Origin of the sequence: Notoacmeibacter marinus (assembly GCF_002238045.1) — a bacterium.
GTDB classification, from domain to species: Bacteria; Pseudomonadota; Alphaproteobacteria; order Rhizobiales; family Rhizobiaceae; genus Notoacmeibacter; species Notoacmeibacter marinus.
This window is the reverse complement of sequence record NZ_NBYO01000002.1, coordinates 211,055-225,630: the sequence shown is the minus strand read 5'-3', so window position 1 is coordinate 225,630 and position 14,576 is coordinate 211,055. Positions and strand designations below refer to the sequence as shown.

14 protein-coding genes and 1 pseudogene are annotated in these 14,576 nt (G+C 60.1%); 1 reads left to right on the top strand and 14 read right to left on the bottom strand.

Annotated elements, in window-relative coordinates:
* Window positions 1–10 precede the first annotated feature (10 nt).
* The 7 genes from B7H23_RS09260 to B7H23_RS09230 form a co-directional block, all read right to left on the bottom strand.
* A complete protein-coding gene (locus B7H23_RS09260; protein WP_240535042.1) occupies window positions 11–1,141 on the bottom strand; it encodes a quaternary amine ABC transporter ATP-binding protein in 1,131 nt (376 codons plus the stop codon).
* The gene (locus B7H23_RS09255; protein ID WP_094077152.1) at window positions 1,138–2,028 is read right to left on the bottom strand and encodes an ABC transporter permease; all 891 of its coding nucleotides are present in this window, start codon (window positions 2,026–2,028) and stop codon (window positions 1,138–1,140) included. The genes B7H23_RS09260 and B7H23_RS09255 overlap by 4 nt, the downstream gene beginning before the upstream one ends.
* Window positions 2,029–2,126: 98 nt before the next feature.
* On the bottom strand, window positions 2,127–3,146 hold the full coding sequence (locus tag B7H23_RS09250; RefSeq protein WP_094077151.1) for an ABC transporter substrate-binding protein: 1,020 nt from the start codon (window positions 3,144–3,146) through the stop codon (window positions 2,127–2,129).
* Between the two features lie 273 nt (window positions 3,147–3,419).
* Window positions 3,420–4,154, bottom strand: coding sequence for a transporter substrate-binding domain-containing protein (locus B7H23_RS09245; RefSeq protein WP_158215801.1), 735 nt, complete (start codon window positions 4,152–4,154; stop codon window positions 3,420–3,422).
* Between the two features lie 71 nt (window positions 4,155–4,225).
* Window positions 4,226–4,873, bottom strand: coding sequence for an energy-coupling factor transporter transmembrane component T family protein (locus tag B7H23_RS09240; protein WP_094077149.1), 648 nt, complete (start codon window positions 4,871–4,873; stop codon window positions 4,226–4,228).
* Window positions 4,870–5,547, bottom strand: coding sequence for an energy-coupling factor ABC transporter ATP-binding protein (locus tag B7H23_RS09235; protein ID WP_094077148.1), 678 nt, complete (start codon window positions 5,545–5,547; stop codon window positions 4,870–4,872). Before B7H23_RS09235 ends, B7H23_RS09240 begins: the two co-directional genes overlap by 4 nt.
* A complete protein-coding gene (locus B7H23_RS09230; RefSeq protein ID WP_094077147.1) occupies window positions 5,544–6,104 on the bottom strand; it encodes a biotin transporter BioY in 561 nt (186 codons plus the stop codon). The genes B7H23_RS09235 and B7H23_RS09230 overlap by 4 nt, the downstream gene beginning before the upstream one ends.
* Before the next feature lie 505 nt (window positions 6,105–6,609).
* Between B7H23_RS09230 and B7H23_RS16235 the strand changes: the two are divergent.
* Window positions 6,610–7,308, top strand: a pseudogene (locus tag B7H23_RS16235) (transposase); the annotation flags it as partial.
* A 66-nt stretch (window positions 7,309–7,374) separates the two neighbouring features.
* On the opposite strand, the gene B7H23_RS09220 reads toward B7H23_RS16235, so the two are convergent.
* The 7 genes from B7H23_RS09220 to B7H23_RS09190 all read right to left on the bottom strand — a co-directional run bounded on the left by B7H23_RS09220 (window position 7,375) and on the right by B7H23_RS09190 (window position 14,522).
* A complete protein-coding gene (locus tag B7H23_RS09220; RefSeq protein WP_094077145.1) occupies window positions 7,375–8,376 on the bottom strand; it encodes an ABC transporter permease in 1,002 nt (333 codons plus the stop codon).
* A gap of 10 nt (window positions 8,377–8,386) precedes the next feature.
* A complete protein-coding gene (locus tag B7H23_RS09215; RefSeq protein WP_094077144.1) occupies window positions 8,387–9,142 on the bottom strand; it encodes an ATP-binding cassette domain-containing protein in 756 nt (251 codons plus the stop codon).
* 18 nt (window positions 9,143–9,160) lie between these two features.
* On the bottom strand, window positions 9,161–10,312 hold the full coding sequence (locus tag B7H23_RS09210) for an ROK family protein (protein ID WP_240535086.1): 1,152 nt from the start codon (window positions 10,310–10,312) through the stop codon (window positions 9,161–9,163).
* A gap of 156 nt (window positions 10,313–10,468) precedes the next feature.
* Window positions 10,469–11,113 carry a nucleoside/nucleotide kinase family protein gene (locus B7H23_RS09205; protein WP_158215800.1) on the bottom strand — a complete coding sequence of 215 codons (645 nt, stop codon included), beginning with the start codon at window positions 11,111–11,113 and terminating at the stop codon, window positions 10,469–10,471.
* Window positions 11,106–11,954: a PfkB family carbohydrate kinase gene (locus tag B7H23_RS09200; RefSeq protein WP_094077694.1), complete on the bottom strand. Its 849-nt coding sequence runs from the start codon at window positions 11,952–11,954 to the stop codon at window positions 11,106–11,108. The genes B7H23_RS09205 and B7H23_RS09200 overlap by 8 nt, the downstream gene beginning before the upstream one ends.
* Window positions 11,951–13,024 (bottom strand): class II fructose-bisphosphate aldolase, encoded by a 1,074-nt coding sequence (gene fba / locus B7H23_RS09195; RefSeq protein WP_094077141.1) that lies wholly within the window; start codon window positions 13,022–13,024, stop codon window positions 11,951–11,953. Before fba ends, B7H23_RS09200 begins: the two co-directional genes overlap by 4 nt.
* Before the next feature lie 10 nt (window positions 13,025–13,034).
* The gene (locus tag B7H23_RS09190; protein WP_094077140.1) at window positions 13,035–14,522 is read right to left on the bottom strand and encodes a family 43 glycosylhydrolase; all 1,488 of its coding nucleotides are present in this window, start codon (window positions 14,520–14,522) and stop codon (window positions 13,035–13,037) included.
* Between the last annotated feature and the right edge of the window lie 54 nt (window positions 14,523–14,576).

Here is a 14,576-nt window from a genome sequence, read left to right as displayed (position 1 = left end):
CCGTTGCGCGTCAGGCGGCTTCCGTTTTCTTCACCTCCTCATCATCTTCGTTTTCCGGAATGCGTGGCACCAGTGCCCGCACGACATCTTCCATATGAAGATTGCCGACCAGTTGCCCGTTCTTGAGAACGAGATAATCGCGATCTACCTCGCCGCGCGACCGGGCGATCACTTCTTCCAGCGTATCGTCATGGTCGATGAGGTGATCCTTCGCCTCGATCTGGGCCGCCTGTTCGGCTGTGGCCGGACCTTCCAAAGGTTCCATCACCGAGCGGACCCGCAGGACGCGCGCGCGATTGATGTCGGCGACGAAGTCTTCAATATAGGGATCGTTCGGATGAAGCAGGATATGCTGCGGCTCGCCCTGCTGAATCACTGCGCCATCTTTCAGAATAACCAAGCGGTCCGCCAGCTTCAGCGCTTCGTCCAGGTCGTGCGTGATGAAGATGATGGTCTTGTTCAGATCCGTCTGCAGTTCCAGAAGAAGGTTCTGCATGTCGGTGCGGATCAGCGGATCGAGCGCCGAGAAGGCTTCATCCATCAGGAGAATTTCGGCATCCGTCGCGAGTGCCCGCGCCAGCCCGACGCGCTGCTGCATGCCGCCGGATAGCTGGTTCGGATAGCTGTCTTCATAACCGGCAAGGCCGACCTTTTCAGTCCAGCGGCGGCTCGCCTCGGTCGCTTTCTTCTTGTTGATGCCCTGAACCGTCAGCCCGTAGGCGACATTTTCCTCGACCGTTCTGTGGGGAAAAAGGCCAAAGCGCTGAAAAACCATCGATGTTTTGTGGCGCCGGAAGTCCATCAGCCGTTTCTGATCGAACTCCAGAACGTTCTCGCCATCGACGATGACTTCTCCTGCCGTCGGATCGATCAGTCGGTTGATATGACGGATCAGGGTCGATTTTCCCGACCCCGACAGGCCCATAATGACCTGCAACTTGCGTGCGGGAATATCGACATTGATGTCCTGAAGACCAAGAACATGGGCATGCTTTTCCAGCAGTTCCGTCTTGCCCATGCCGTTGCGGACATTGTCAATATGAGCTTGCGGGTTATCGCCGAAGATCTTGTACAGATTGCGGATCGAGACTTTGACCTCGCCTCCCGTGGAGGCAGGCGCGATAGTGTTAGCCTTGTTCAATGGCCAGCTCCCTCTTCACGATGGCTCTGCATTCGGCGACCGAAGCGCTGCGAGACACGGTCGAAAATGATCGCAAGCGCTACGATGGCCAGCCCGTTCATCAGACCGAGCGCCAGATACTGGTTGGAGACCGCCCTAAGAACCGGCACACCAAGGCCCGCCACGCCGATCAGAGAAGCGATGACCACCATGGATAGTGCCATCATGATCGTCTGGTTCACGCCGGCGAAGATGGTCGGCAGCGCCAGCGGAATCTGAACGCCGAACAGCTTCTGCTTGTAATCCGCGCCGAAGGCCGTCGCGGCTTCCAACACTTCCTTGTCGACCAGCCGAATGCCTAGATTGGTCAGACGCGCCATCGGGGGCAGGGCGTAGATGCAGACGGCAATGAGACCCGGAACCTTGCCGATTCCCAGAAGCATGACGACCGGGATGAGGTAAACGAAACTTGGAATGGTCTGCATCACATCCAGCACGGGTGTGATCGCCGCCTGAAACTTGTTGGAACGGGCCATCAAAATGCCCACCGGTAGGCCGATGGCTATGCATATGATGGTCGCGACCGAGACGATGGCCAGGGTCGCCATCGTGTCTTCCCACATGTCCAGATAGCCGATCACCATGAAACAGACGATCGTGGCGATCACCATGGTGACGGATCGCGCGCCGAACCAAACCAAAGCCGCAATCGCACCCAAAACAATGGGCCATGGCGTATTGACCAGGAGCCTTTCGAACCAGACGAGAAAGTGCAGAAGCGGATCGAAGAAATTTTCCAGCCCCTCGCCATAGGTGCGCGAGAACTCGCGGAAACCGCCATCGATCGATTTCTTCAGATCGCGAAGGTCTGAACGCCCCATCGTCGGGAATTCGTCTAGGAATTCCATTATACCCCACCCATTGTCTTATTGCCCTTGCCCCGCCGAACGGTCCCGGTGAAGAAAAAAGGAGCCGCCCGACGGGCGACTCCCTGAAATTCGTAGCCTTAGAGCTTTTCCTGAACCTTCTTCGCCACGTCCTCTGAAACCCATTCGTTCCAAAGATCCTTGTGCGTTTCCAGGAAGTAGAACGCGGCGTCCTCGCCGCTGGCCTGCTCGTCCTGCATGTAGACCAGCATCTCGTTCATAATCTCGCCGGGGAAGACACGTTTGGAGAGGTACTCCTGGGCCGGACCGGACTTTTCGGCGAATTCGTCGGTGATGACGGTCCGCACCTCGGATTTGGTCCAGGCGGTCTTCTTCGGGTCTTCGCAATCCTGCTCGGCAAGCGCGATGCAGCCGTTCCAGTTCTCATCGCCGGCATATTCGGCTTCGAACGGTAACAGCACCATCTTGTACTTGCCGATCATCGCGGTCGGCGACCAGTAATAACCGAACCAGGGTTCGTCACGCTCATTGGCTTTCGACATCGAACCGTCCAGACCCGCGGCCGAGCCCGGATCGACCAGCTTCCAGCCCTTCTCTTCCATATCGAATGCACGATAGAGATTGGCATTGATGAGCTGGCAACCCCATCCGGCCGGACAGCCGATGAATGCGCCCTTCGATTCGTCTTCCTGGTCGGGGAAGAGATCCGGCCGCTCCAGAATCTTCTCGACCGTGTCGAGATCGGGATGCTCTTCGGCGAATTTCGGCGTCACCCACCAGCCTTCGCCCAGATCGGTGATCGGACCGTCATTGACGATCTTCAGTTCACCTTCCTCGATACCCTTTTCCAGAAGGTCGCGAACCGCGTTGATCCACAGTTCGCCAGCCACTTCCGGCTCGCCCTTCTCGTTCATGGATGCGAAGATGGTGGTCGTTCCGCCGGTGACGAGCTGCACGTCGCAGCCATAGCCCTCTTCCAGAATGATCTTGTCGACATTGGCCATCAACTCACCGGAGGGCCAGTCGAATTCCGCCATCGAAACACTTCCGCAGCTGGAATCCTGAGCGGCAGCGCCTGTTGCGCTGAACGCGAGAGCAGCCGCGCCGGCGGCTAGGGTAAGAAGTCGTTTGTTGATCATATGTCGTCGTTCTCCCATAATTTTTTTGATGGATCGCGCATGTAGTTCGAGCCCGATCAAAAGGATTAGTTGTGTTACCATAACGCTTCTCAAAGCCAAGGCAACCGGGGCGCTGGTTCACCTTGCGTCCCCCGAAGGCTCCGCTGCGAAGACTATTTTCCGTTCTGCGGCGTCTACTTAGTCAGGCCGAGCCGGAGCATCAGATGCCGTTCGAGAAAGTCTTTCCTATTCTACGAAGCAAGTCAGTCTTTCTATCTCCGAATCGTCCGTCATTCAGTCCGTGGGCGGTGCAATCTTCACCGTATCGTCGCCATTTGCACGCAGGCGCTCGGCGATGAAGCCACTGCTCTTGGCCTCTTCGATGAAGCTAGATAGTGCGGCCAAAGCGAGCGGGCGGCCTTTGGGAGCGCACATTGCCTGATGGATCGAGATGAAGCTGCCCGGCAGGATGTTGATGTCGTTGCGGTTCGCATAGCGCGCTTCCAGTGTCTGCCGGACGCCCGCCACCGCGTCGTGTCCGCCGCGATCGAACTGGTCCAGGGAAGCGCCTGGCGTTTCGGCGCGAACGATTTCCGCTGCCTTCAGCGCAGTGGACAGATAGAGGTCGTAGGCCGAGTTCTGCGCCACCAGTATCTTGGCGTGCGGCACGTCGAGTTGATCCATTTCCTGAAAGGGTGAATCGACGGGAACAGCGTAGGTACCTTCGATCTCCACGTAGGGCGCGGTATAATCCACCTTGCGCGCACGGGTTTCGTCCACGGCTAGGAATGCGACGTCCCAAACATCGCTGTCGACATCTGCGAAGGTCTTGCCGGCGCCTTCATAGATGATCGTCTCCAACTCCAGACCCGTTTGCCGCGCCAGCTCGCGCGCCAAATCGGGGGAGATACCCGCCAATTGGCCGCCATCGCCCCGGCGTGCCAAAGCCGCGTTACCGAGATTGATGGCCGCACGAAGGCGGCCTTTCGGCGCCAGTTCGGCCAGGGTGTCCTTGTCGAATGTCGTCATGATCGTCCTGTCAACACCTGCTGTTGCATTCGAAATGGCTCGCGATCGCATCCTGACAACCGCCCATATTGCTATCGGCGTGGTTCGAAGGCGGATGTGGGCCGGCGCGGGGCCTCGGCGTCGCCAAGACCGAGACCGCGCGCCTCCAAGGCTTCCGCCAGTTCGTCGGCAAGTTTCAGTGTGCGGATGATGGTTGGCCCGGCGCTTCGGAAGAAACGGTTTCGCCCGCCGCGCGCCCGCTGCGCCTCGCGAACGTCCTCGCCGGCCTGCGATATGACTGGGATGAAGCGGATCGCGAGCGTCATGGCCAGGGCGATCTGCTCCGCCGGCAAGCCAAACCGCTTGAACGGCCTCATTGCCGAAAGCATCGCATCAGACAGGGCGGCCGGTGATGTAGTGAGCGACAAAAGGGCGGCCAGAAGGATCAGGCCGCTGAAACGCAGAACGGTCTCAACGGCTTCCACCCAGCTCGCTGCAAAGACCTGAAACATCGCGATCAGCAGAATGAAGGGCAGGGCCGGCCGAAGTTGCCGGTAAAGCGTCTGCGCATCGAAACGGGCCGTCGCATAGAGCGCGACGGTTATCACGGGCACGACCGCCAGGGCCCAGCCTTCCATGAAGAAGACGATCGTGCAGGTGATCGCCAGCAGAAGCAGCTTCGTTCCCGCGCGAAGGCGGTGAATAGGGCTCGCGCCCGGACGGTAAAGCCCGTTGATCATATCATCGCCCGTTTATAGGCCGCGATGGCATTGGCAGGATCACCGTCGGCGATGATCCTGCCATCGTCCAGTACGATAACTCGGTCGAAGTCGACCAGCAAATCCAGATGATGCGTGACGAAGATGACTGTTTGGGGCAGGGCGGCGATGTGGTTTGCGATGCGCCGGCTGTGCCGCAGATCGAGAAGGGTCGTCGGCTCGTCAAGGATCAGCAATTCCGGCTCGGTCACCAGAACGCCAGCGAGCGCCACCAACTGGCGTTCGCCGCCGGACAGTTCGTGCGCCAGGCGCTCGCGCAGATCGGTTATGCCAAGCCGGTCCAGAACATTGCCGATGCGCTTTCGATGCTCGGCCTTCGCAAAACCGCGTTCCTTAAGACCGAAGGCGAGATCTTCCTCGACGATCGGATAGACGATCTGGCTGTCCGGGTTCTGAAACACGAAGCCGGTTATCCGCCGGACGGCTTTGTCATCTCGCGCCGTGTCGTATCCCGCCACCGTCACCGCACCCTCCGACGGGCGGATCAGACCGCCCGCCATCCTTGCGAGAGTCGATTTGCCCGAGCCATTCGCGCCGATCAATCCGATCCGGCGCTCCGTCAATTCCAGATCGAGCGGATGCAGAACGGTCTTGCCGTTCCGCACCAGCGTGGCGTCGGTGAAGGTGAGTTTCACGAAATGGCGCGTCCGCGCGTTTCGATGAGCGGGTAGGACCGGCGCACCATCAGGGCGACAGCCGATGCGATCGCAGCCTTGATGAAATCGCCCGGCAGGTAGGCGGCCGATCCGATGGCGGTCTTGAGCACCGAAATATCCGTCGCATAGGCCAGCCAGAGAATGCCGAGCGGATAGATGGCTAGGATGCCGCCGACCACGCAGGCCAACATCATCCAGGCGAAATTCATTCGGTTCCAGAACCGTTCGGCAAGCCAACCGACAATGCAAGCGCCGATCGGCCAGGAGAAGAGAAAGCCGGCGGACGGACCCATGAAGACGCCCAGGCCGCCCCGTCCACCTGGCAGAAGCGGCAGGCCGATGGCCACGAGAACCAGAAAGAGCAGCACGGCAAGTGCGCCGCGTTTGGCGCCGAGAACCGCGCCGGCCAGCATGACGCCGAAGCTTTGCGCGGTGATCGGCACCGCCAGTACCGGAATCTGAACGGCCGGCACAAGGCCGAGCACCGCGATGAAGGCGGCGAACAAAGCAATAAAGGAGAGACTGCGTGTATTCATATCGAACCCTTCGAAACCCCGTAGCCAAGGGTAGCCTTCATCAAAATCCCACCTTCATGCCAATCGGTCGATGCGCATTCAGTGGGACGGAAAACCTGTCGGCGGGTTCTATATTCGTTGATGTGCAAGGAGCAAGGCTTGGCAAACAGACCTTGGTATGTGCATCGCGCAAAGGGGCGTGATATAGGGCGGACATATCCAGCCTTGCCGGTCGTCCGGTACCATGTCGAAAGCCCGCAAAACGCGCGATGCCCATCCATTCTTCAGCCTTTGCCGTTGCGCCCATGATCGATTGGACGGACGTGGCGAAAAACGTCGAGAAGTCAATAAGTAAATAGTTTCAACATTCTAAAGTTGTACTTTTGCTGTACTCGGCGGCGCGTTTGACGCTGCTCTTGGCGTAGTGTTGGTTATTAGTGCATATCCGGCGCAGGTTGAATCGTTGTTGGGGTGACATGACGTTACGGTTCTGAACCAAATTCTCCAACCATGGAGGGTGATTTGGATGGGCCGTGCACTGAGCCACGATTTGCGTAAACGCGTTTTACAAGCCTCGAAGGGTGGGCTCCCTGCCCGTAGATGTGCCGAACGATTTGGCTTCGCTGCTTCGATGGCAATCCGCTGGATCGACCGCGCCGCCAAAGGCGAGACGAAACCGCGCAAACGAGAAAGATGCGCCTCGCGCCTCGAGGCACACGAAGCCTTCATCGACGCCATCATTGAGGACCACAAGGACACCACGCTTGACGAGATGGTGGTGTGCCTCGCCGATGAGCGCGCCGTGAAAATTGGACGATCGGCGCTCAGCGCCTGGCTGCGCTCGCGCGGTTGGACATTCAAAAAAGGACCACACATGCATTGGAGCAGGAACGTCCGGGCCTGCTGAAGCAGCGGCAGGAATGGTTCGATGAGCAGCTTGATCTCGATCCGGAAAAGCTCGTCTTCATTGATGGTGAGACTGACAAGCAATCGATCCGGTGAATCGATTGCCCGTCGAACGGGCTCAACACGAAGATGGCGCGCATTCGCGGCCATTCCCTAAAGGCGAGCGCTGCGGGCAGGTATCCCTCACGATCATTGGAAAACGACGACATTCACCGGCGCTTTGCGCCTGACCGGCATGACAGCGCCCATGGTGCTCGACGGCGCCATGAACGGCACAGCATTCCTAGTTTATGTCGAGCAGGTTCAGGCGCCAACGCTCTCGCCATCCGGTGCTTGGGCATCGCAACGAGCGATCCCGGCAACATCGCCGCGTTGTTCGGCGCCGTCACTTCACCACGTCCACCTTGCTTCTGTTCAGCGATATGGCGATGGCCGCGATTAAGAGAACGCCGAGGGCGACTTGGCTCCAGGACGGCGGAACGCCGGCAATCGTTAGTCCGTTGCGGACGATGGTCAGGGTGAGGGCCCCGATGATCGTCTTGACCACGCTGCCATAGCCGCCGGTAAGCGGCGTTCCCCCGAGCGCCACCGCGGCGATGGCGTCAAGCTCGATCATCAGGCCGGCCTGCGGGGTGGCGGCTCCCGCCCTCGCCAGATTGACGCACGCCGCGAGCCCGACCATCAGCCCGGCGGCGGCAAACACCTTGATCTTGAACGTCGTGACGTTGATGCCGACAAGACGCAGCACTTTCTCGTTGCCGCCGACCGCGCGCAGTTGCTGGCCGAAAACGGTTTTCTCGTAGAACGCCCACATGAAAAGCGCGACGATCGCCGCAAGAATGAAGATCGCGGGAAACTTGCCCATCGAGAGCAGCCATGGAGCTGCGACCGACGATATGTTGGTGCCGCCGGATACGCTGTCATCGGTAATATAGATCGCCGTGCCGTCCGAGACGATGATCACGACGGCCCGCACGATGATGAGCACCGCCAGCGTCGTGACGAAGGACGGGATTTTCAGCAGCGATATGATCAGACCGTTCGTCATCCCGACCAGACCGCCGGCGAAGATCCCCACGATCAGCCCCGCATCTCCGAACCACAGCATTCCAAGCGCGCCGAGAAAGGACGAGAACGCCAGGCTCGATCCGATCGAAATGTCGATCGAGCCGGTTGTCACGATCATCAATTGCGCAAAGGCCAGCAGCATCAGGACAGGCGTCTGCTGCGCGATGAACGTCCAGTTGCGCATCGACATGAATCGATCGCCCGAAATCGCCCAGAACAACAGGATGACCAGCGCAATGGCGATGAACGGAACGTAATCGCGCAACAACTCTGCGCGCTTGGGTGTCAGAAGCGGAAGGGCGGCGCTTGTATCGGTCATGTCGTCTTCCTCATTCGCCAAGCGTGATGGCCTTGACGAGGCGATCCGACGTGATCTCGTCGCGCTTGAATTCGCGCGACGTCACGCCGTGATGCGTCACCAATATTCTGTCGGCAAGACGCCGCACCTGATCGAGGTTGTGACTGATCAGGATGAACGATGTCCCGTGCTGATCGCGCACGTCCTCAACCAGTCGCTCGACCTCGGCGGTCTCGTTCGGTCCGAGGGCTGCAGTCGGTTCGTCCAGAATGACGATGTCGCTGCCCCAGGCGATGGCGCGCCCGATGGCGATGCTTTGCTGCTGTCCGCCGGACATCGACGAAATCGGCTGGGACAGGTCCTGCACGGTGGTGACATTGAGTTTCGCCAGAACGTCGCGGGTCTTCTCGCGCATCGCCCGCTCATCCACGAAGATGCCCCACTTCTTCGGAATACGCCCCAGGAACAGGTTGTAGGGCGCCGTCATGTTGGGAACCAGCGCGAGGTCCTGATAAACCACTTCGATGCCGCGCGCCTGCATATGCGAGACGCTGTGCTCGGAGCGGAGCACCTCCCTGCCCTTGATGACGATGCGCCCGCCGTCGGGAACATGCGCCCCGGCCACGACCTTGATCAACGTCGATTTACCGGCGCCGTTACCGCCGACAATGGCCAGAACCTCGCCGCGGTTGAGATCGAAGGATCCGTCGCGCAACGCCTGCACGCCGCCGAAGGATTTGGAGACATGTTCGACCAAAAGGAGCGGGGAAGCGTCATGGTTGTTCATTTGCGTTTCCTTCCCGTCTCATCCGGCTGCTTCGGCGACGCGGCTTTCCGGCTCGACCCGGGGCGAGCCAAGATATGTCTGGGCGAGGACGTCCAGATAGGCCCCACGCAACACGGTGTCTTCGCAGTGCTGGCTCAACTCGATGTTCACCGCATCAAAAATGCTGGGAAGGACCGCCTTTTTCACATGGGTCTTGATCTCGTCGAGGAATCTTTCGCCAAACCCGGCATATTCATCGCCGATCACCACCAGATCGGGATTGACGAAATTGATGCAGTTTGTGATCCCCTGCGCCAGATAGCGCGCGACTCTGTGTACCTCCTCGCTGGCAAGGTCGTCCCCTTCGGTATAGGCTTTCAGCACGTCGACAAAATCGCTGTCTGACCTCAACTGTGTGCCGCCGGCTTCGCTCGCGCGTTTGCGAATGGCGCGCAGCAGGGAAATGCGGGAGGTAAAAAGTTCAAGGCAGCCGCGATTTCCGCATTTGCACCTGTCGCCATCGACGCTGATGGAGGTATGGCCAAGTTCGCCCGCCAGACCCTGCGCGCCGCGGTGAACATGGCCATCCACGACCAGCGCGGAGCCGATTCCCTGACCGGCCGACACATACAGCATGACCTTTGCTCCCAGCACCCGGGCACGGTGGCGCCATTCGGTCAAGGCGGCCGCCTTGGCGTCGTGGGCGGAGTGAACCGGGACATCCGGGTAGCGAGCGCGAAGCTCGGGAACGAGGTCGAACCCTTGCCATTGCGGGCTTTCGGTCATCAGGATGACCCGCTCGTCACGCTCCAGAAAGGGACCCGGAACGGCAACCCCGATGCCGTCGACCTGCTTCAGTTTGGCGATATGGCTATCCAAGATGGCGGAAATCTCGCCAAAGGTCCGTCTTGCCGAACTGTCCCGCGCGATCGGGAACTCGGTTGTATCCAGAAGATCGCCTCGCAGATTGAACGCAGCGACGGAAAAGCTGCGCCGCTGCAATCTCAGGCAAAGGATGTAGCGGCCGGAGCCCGAGAAGCTCAGATTGATCGACCGCCGCCCGCGTCCGCCGCGAACAAGCCCCACTTCCTCGACGATGCCATCATCGATGAGTGGGGCGATCCCGCGGGTGACCGTCGCCTGATCGAGGCCGGTTGCGACGCTGATTTCCTTTCGCGAGCACGCCCCCATGTCTTGCAGGGCCGCGAGAATGACACGCCGGTTGTGGTTTTGAACCCCCTCAATCGACAGGCCTCTTTGAACGATTTTCATGTCTGGACCCCAGTTTCTTCGCACTGGCCCAAACATAGCGAAGATTGGTTGCAACTTGCAATGAATTGACTGGCGCTACCCATCGGCACCACCCTGAAAGAGCAGGTCGGCATGGTTCGCAGTTCTGCGAATGGCCACTGCATTCGCCAGATCGGTTTGCTCGATCTTTCTCTTGGCTTCGGCCGCGCTCTTGCCGCCGCTCTGGTGGCGGTGCATGAGGCGCCGAAGGAGCACCTCATCTGGCGCATCGATGAAGATGCGCAGGCCAAATCGGCCGCTGACCGATTTCCACGGCTCCTCGTCGCTCAGGATATAGTTGCCTTCGACAATATAGACGGTTTCATTGCCGTCGATCCGGGTGCCTTCCGGGACCGGATCGTGCCTGTGCCGCGAATATCGGGGCCACCAGAAGGCGTCTTCTCCCGACAATCGCGCAACGGCATCGACAAAGGCGCCGCCGTCGAATGTGTCGATGCGGCCCTTCACACCACGCAGTCCCTCGGCGTCGAGCCGAGCGTTGGTTTTGTGAAACCCGTCCATCGGGCAGTAGGCAACAGTTTGTCCCGCGAGCTGCAAATCCTCCGTAAGCCGCTCCGCCAGCGTCGACTTTCCGGTCGCCGGAGGCCCCGCAATGGCGACAATGAGCGGTTGCGGTCCCACGCCGATCCGCGCCGTGATCGTGCCCAGAAGGCCGGCATAGTCGGAAACAAGTTCAGGCATCCATCCAACTCCGTGTCCCGGCATGGGCGCAGGATGTTCCGGCAATCTCGTTTGCTGAGTTAAGCGCCTCGACAAACGATCCCGAGGCCAGGTAGGCGTGGCAGAAGGCGCCATGAAACACATCGCCCGCGCCGAGGGTATCGACGGTTTCCACGTCCGGTGCGGGTATCTCGCCTTCACTGCCTTGATCGTGCCAGATGACACCGGCCCGCCCGCGCGTCATAGCCCAACGGGAAATGCCGAGTTCGGCGCACATGTTGGCGAAAGCGCGCGGACCGTCCGGGCAAAACACCTCGCTGACGATCGGAATGTCCGCCAGACGCAGGAAATCAGCCGACCAGTCTTTCCAGCTTCCGCCGTCAAGGACGATGGGCCCGGTAAAAGCGCGCAACGCATCTTCGTGCGCCGCCACGAAGTGCCGTTCATACTGGTCGATCTGAATAAGATCGACATCTTCCCCGATCAGGTCGCGTCGACTCAGTACAGTTTCGCATTCCTCTTCGGCGCCGTTAACGATCATCCTGGCGCCAAGGCTGCGGGTTGAGACGACCGTCGACAGGGGAAGCTTGTAGCCGGGATCATCGCAAATGTCGTGAACCGCGACCTTTCGCGCGCCCAGATCCTGCAACAGGAGCTCCTTCATTGGCCCAGGGGCTCCGAGCGACGTGGCGAGAGAAGCCGTTCCGCCAAGATGTGCGAAGGTCACGGCCGCATTCAGAGCCGACCCGCCCGGGATCACGTCATTGGCTAGGGCCCGGACCTTTCCGTCGGGACCGGGAAAATCCTCGACCAATGCGGTGACGTCCAGCACCGAACGCCCTATGAACAGGGCCCGGCTCACGCGGCTTCCAGACATGGATCGAGACTGCCTTCGGCGTACCGCCGCGCCATGTCGGCAAGCGGAATCGGCTTGATCCGGCATCCGTGTCCCGCGGTTCCGAACCGCTCGAAGCGATCTCGAACAAGTGTTTCCAGTTCCGCCATCCCGGCCAGGATAAAGGCGCGGGGGTCGAAATTTGCGGGGTTTTCCAAGGCGAACCGCCGCATCGCGCCGGACATAGCCATCCGGCAGTCGGTGTCGATATTGACCTTGCGCACCCCGTGGCGAATGCCGCGCTCGATCTCCTCCACAGGCACGCCCCAGGTTTGCGGCATCTCGCCACCATGGGCATTGATCAAGTCTTGAAGATATTGGGGTACCGAGCTCGAGCCATGCATGACCAGATGGGTGTTCGGCACCCCGTGGTGGATCGCCTCGATCTGGCTGATGGCAAGGATGTCGCCGTCCGGCTCTCGCTTGAACTTGTATGCCCCGTGCGATGTCCCGCAGGCGATCGCCAGCGCATCGACCTTGGTTGCGGCAACAAATTCCGCGGCCTGACAAGGGTCAGTCAGAAGCTGGTCGAAATCCAACTTGCCCGCCGCCCCCGAGCCGTCCTCTTCGCCCGCCTCGCCGGTTTCCAGCGAGCCGAGTACGCCCAGTTCGCCTTCAATCGAAGCTCCCGTCCAATGGGCGATCCGTGCGACACGGGCTGTGATGTCAACGTTGTGGGCATAGCTGGCCGGCGTCCTGCCATCGCTCATAAGCGACCCGTCCATCATCGCCGAGGTGAACCCGGCGGAGATGGCGCTGACGCAGGCCTGTTCGTTATGGCCGTGATCCTGATGCAGGCAGATCGGATTCTCGGGATACATATCGGCCAGCGCATTGACGATCGCCACGATCATCCGGTCGCCGGCATAGCTGCGGCGAACATTCAGGCTGGCCTGGAGGATCACGGGCGCGTCGCAGACTTTTGCCGCGTTCATGATCGCCAGACCCTGCTCCATGTTCGAGATATTGAACGCAGGAACGCCGAAGCCGTGTTCGGCCGCGTAGTCCAGCAATTGTCGGAGGGAGATAAGGGGCATGCCTTCGCCTTTACTTCCGGAACTTCAAGTCGTGGAATGTCGCCGCGCCTTCCTGCACGAACAGCCCCCAGGCATCCGTGTTCGAGATGTCGTACACCCGGAACGATGCGACGACCTGTCCGGCGACGAAACACTCGATGGCCGACCCGTTGCGCAGAATCTGGACCCGGTAACGGCCATCGTCGGGTGTGAAGGCAAGTGGACGCTCCACCAACGGGCTGTCGATCTCCTGGCTGACTTCGATGCCATGGCGCTCCTTGAGCACGAGGCTATCCCAGAGCGGGTCCATCGCGGCGGGCCAGCGGTCGAAAAGCACACGCCCCTTCATCGGCTCGATGGAAAGGCTATAGCCGCTGTCCAGATGATCCCCTCCACGGGGTTCGATCAGGATGCCGACGGCTTCAGTGTGGGGCGCAGGCTCAATGATGACGTCGAGGTGAACATCGTCCCGGTCCGGACCATCAAGAAATGCATATCCATAGAAGCCGGTCGCGTCGCAATGCACGCCTTCGCCCCGGGTCCAGTCGCCCAGCATCGGGCGCAGGGTATGAGGTGCTTCTTCTGCATAGCTCGCATCCACCTCCTGCGGCAGCCGACTGATCAGCGTCCCGTCGGGCAGGGACATCAGTTCGCGTGGGCTGCCCAGTTCGCCGCCCCAGACCCAACTGCGTTTGGGGCCGTGATGCTTGCGGAACGGAATCCAGGCGAAACTCATGCGCCGTTCGCCATCGCTCGCCGACTTCGCAGCATAGAAACGGCGGCCGTCAAGACTATCGAGCTTACGGCTTTCCCACGGACCCTCAGGGGACTTCGCAACGCGATAAACTGTTTGCATGCGTTCCGAATAACGGCTTTCGACCAGATACCACCAATCGCCCAGCTTGAAGAGCTCGGGGCATTCCGGGCAGTGGGTCAACATGGATGACGCGAGCGGCGGGCCAACCTCCCATGCCTCGAGGTCATCGGAGGTCGCCACGGCGATGCAACCCCGGCGGAACTGCGGACCGTCCTTCAGACGGGCCGAAATCAACATTTTGAAACATCCCGCTTCGTCATCGCGGTAGACGAAGGGATCGCGCCAGTCGACGGTTTCGTACCAGCGCGAGTCGGGCGAAATCATCGGGTTCGCGCCGGATTTTTCCCACGTCGCGAGATCGGTGGAGGTCGCCTTGCAGATCGTCTGCGGCGAGGCCGACTGGCGATTGTAGCCCGTGTAGAAAAAATGGAACTTGCCTTCGTGTTCTATGACCGAGCCGGTCCAGATACCGTCGCCATCGCAATCGCCATGGGCACCGGGGCCAAAAGCATCGGGCATCACGTCCCAGGTCACGAGATCGTCAGACTTGAGATGGGCGGTCGAGACCCGTGCTCGCTCGACATATTCCCAGGCGCCGACCGGCGGCTGGGAGAAGAACAGGTGCCATGCGCCGTTATAATAAAACGGCATCGTATCGCCGGCCGCGGCGCCACGCTCCGGCGCGTATCCGAACAGTTTCATTGATTAACCCCGGTCAAACTTATGGTGCTTGGATCCCCCCCGGCCTGAAGACCG

Coding starts and splice junctions, on each gene's coding strand:
- B7H23_RS09255 (WP_094077152.1), bottom strand. CDS start 2,028: ATGGAATTCCTAGACGAATTCCCGACGATGGGGCGTTCAGACCTTCGC.
- B7H23_RS09250 (WP_094077151.1), bottom strand. CDS start 3,146: ATGATCAACAAACGACTTCTTACCCTAGCCGCCGGCGCGGCTGCTCTC.
- B7H23_RS09245 (WP_158215801.1), bottom strand. CDS start 4,154: ATGACGACATTCGACAAGGACACCCTGGCCGAACTGGCGCCGAAAGGC.
- B7H23_RS09240 (WP_094077149.1), bottom strand. CDS start 4,873: ATGATCAACGGGCTTTACCGTCCGGGCGCGAGCCCTATTCACCGCCTT.
- B7H23_RS09230 (WP_094077147.1), bottom strand. CDS start 6,104: ATGAATACACGCAGTCTCTCCTTTATTGCTTTGTTCGCCGCCTTCATC.
- B7H23_RS09220 (WP_094077145.1), bottom strand. CDS start 8,376: ATGACCGATACAAGCGCCGCCCTTCCGCTTCTGACACCCAAGCGCGCA.
- B7H23_RS09215 (WP_094077144.1), bottom strand. CDS start 9,142: ATGAACAACCATGACGCTTCCCCGCTCCTTTTGGTCGAACATGTCTCC.
- B7H23_RS09210 (WP_240535086.1), bottom strand. CDS start 10,312: ATGGGGGCGTGCTCGCGAAAGGAAATCAGCGTCGCAACCGGCCTCGAT.
- B7H23_RS09205 (WP_158215800.1), bottom strand. CDS start 11,113: ATGCCTGAACTTGTTTCCGACTATGCCGGCCTTCTGGGCACGATCACG.
- fba (WP_094077141.1), bottom strand. CDS start 13,024: ATGCCCCTTATCTCCCTCCGACAATTGCTGGACTACGCGGCCGAACAC.
- B7H23_RS09190 (WP_094077140.1), bottom strand. CDS start 14,522: ATGAAACTGTTCGGATACGCGCCGGAGCGTGGCGCCGCGGCCGGCGAT.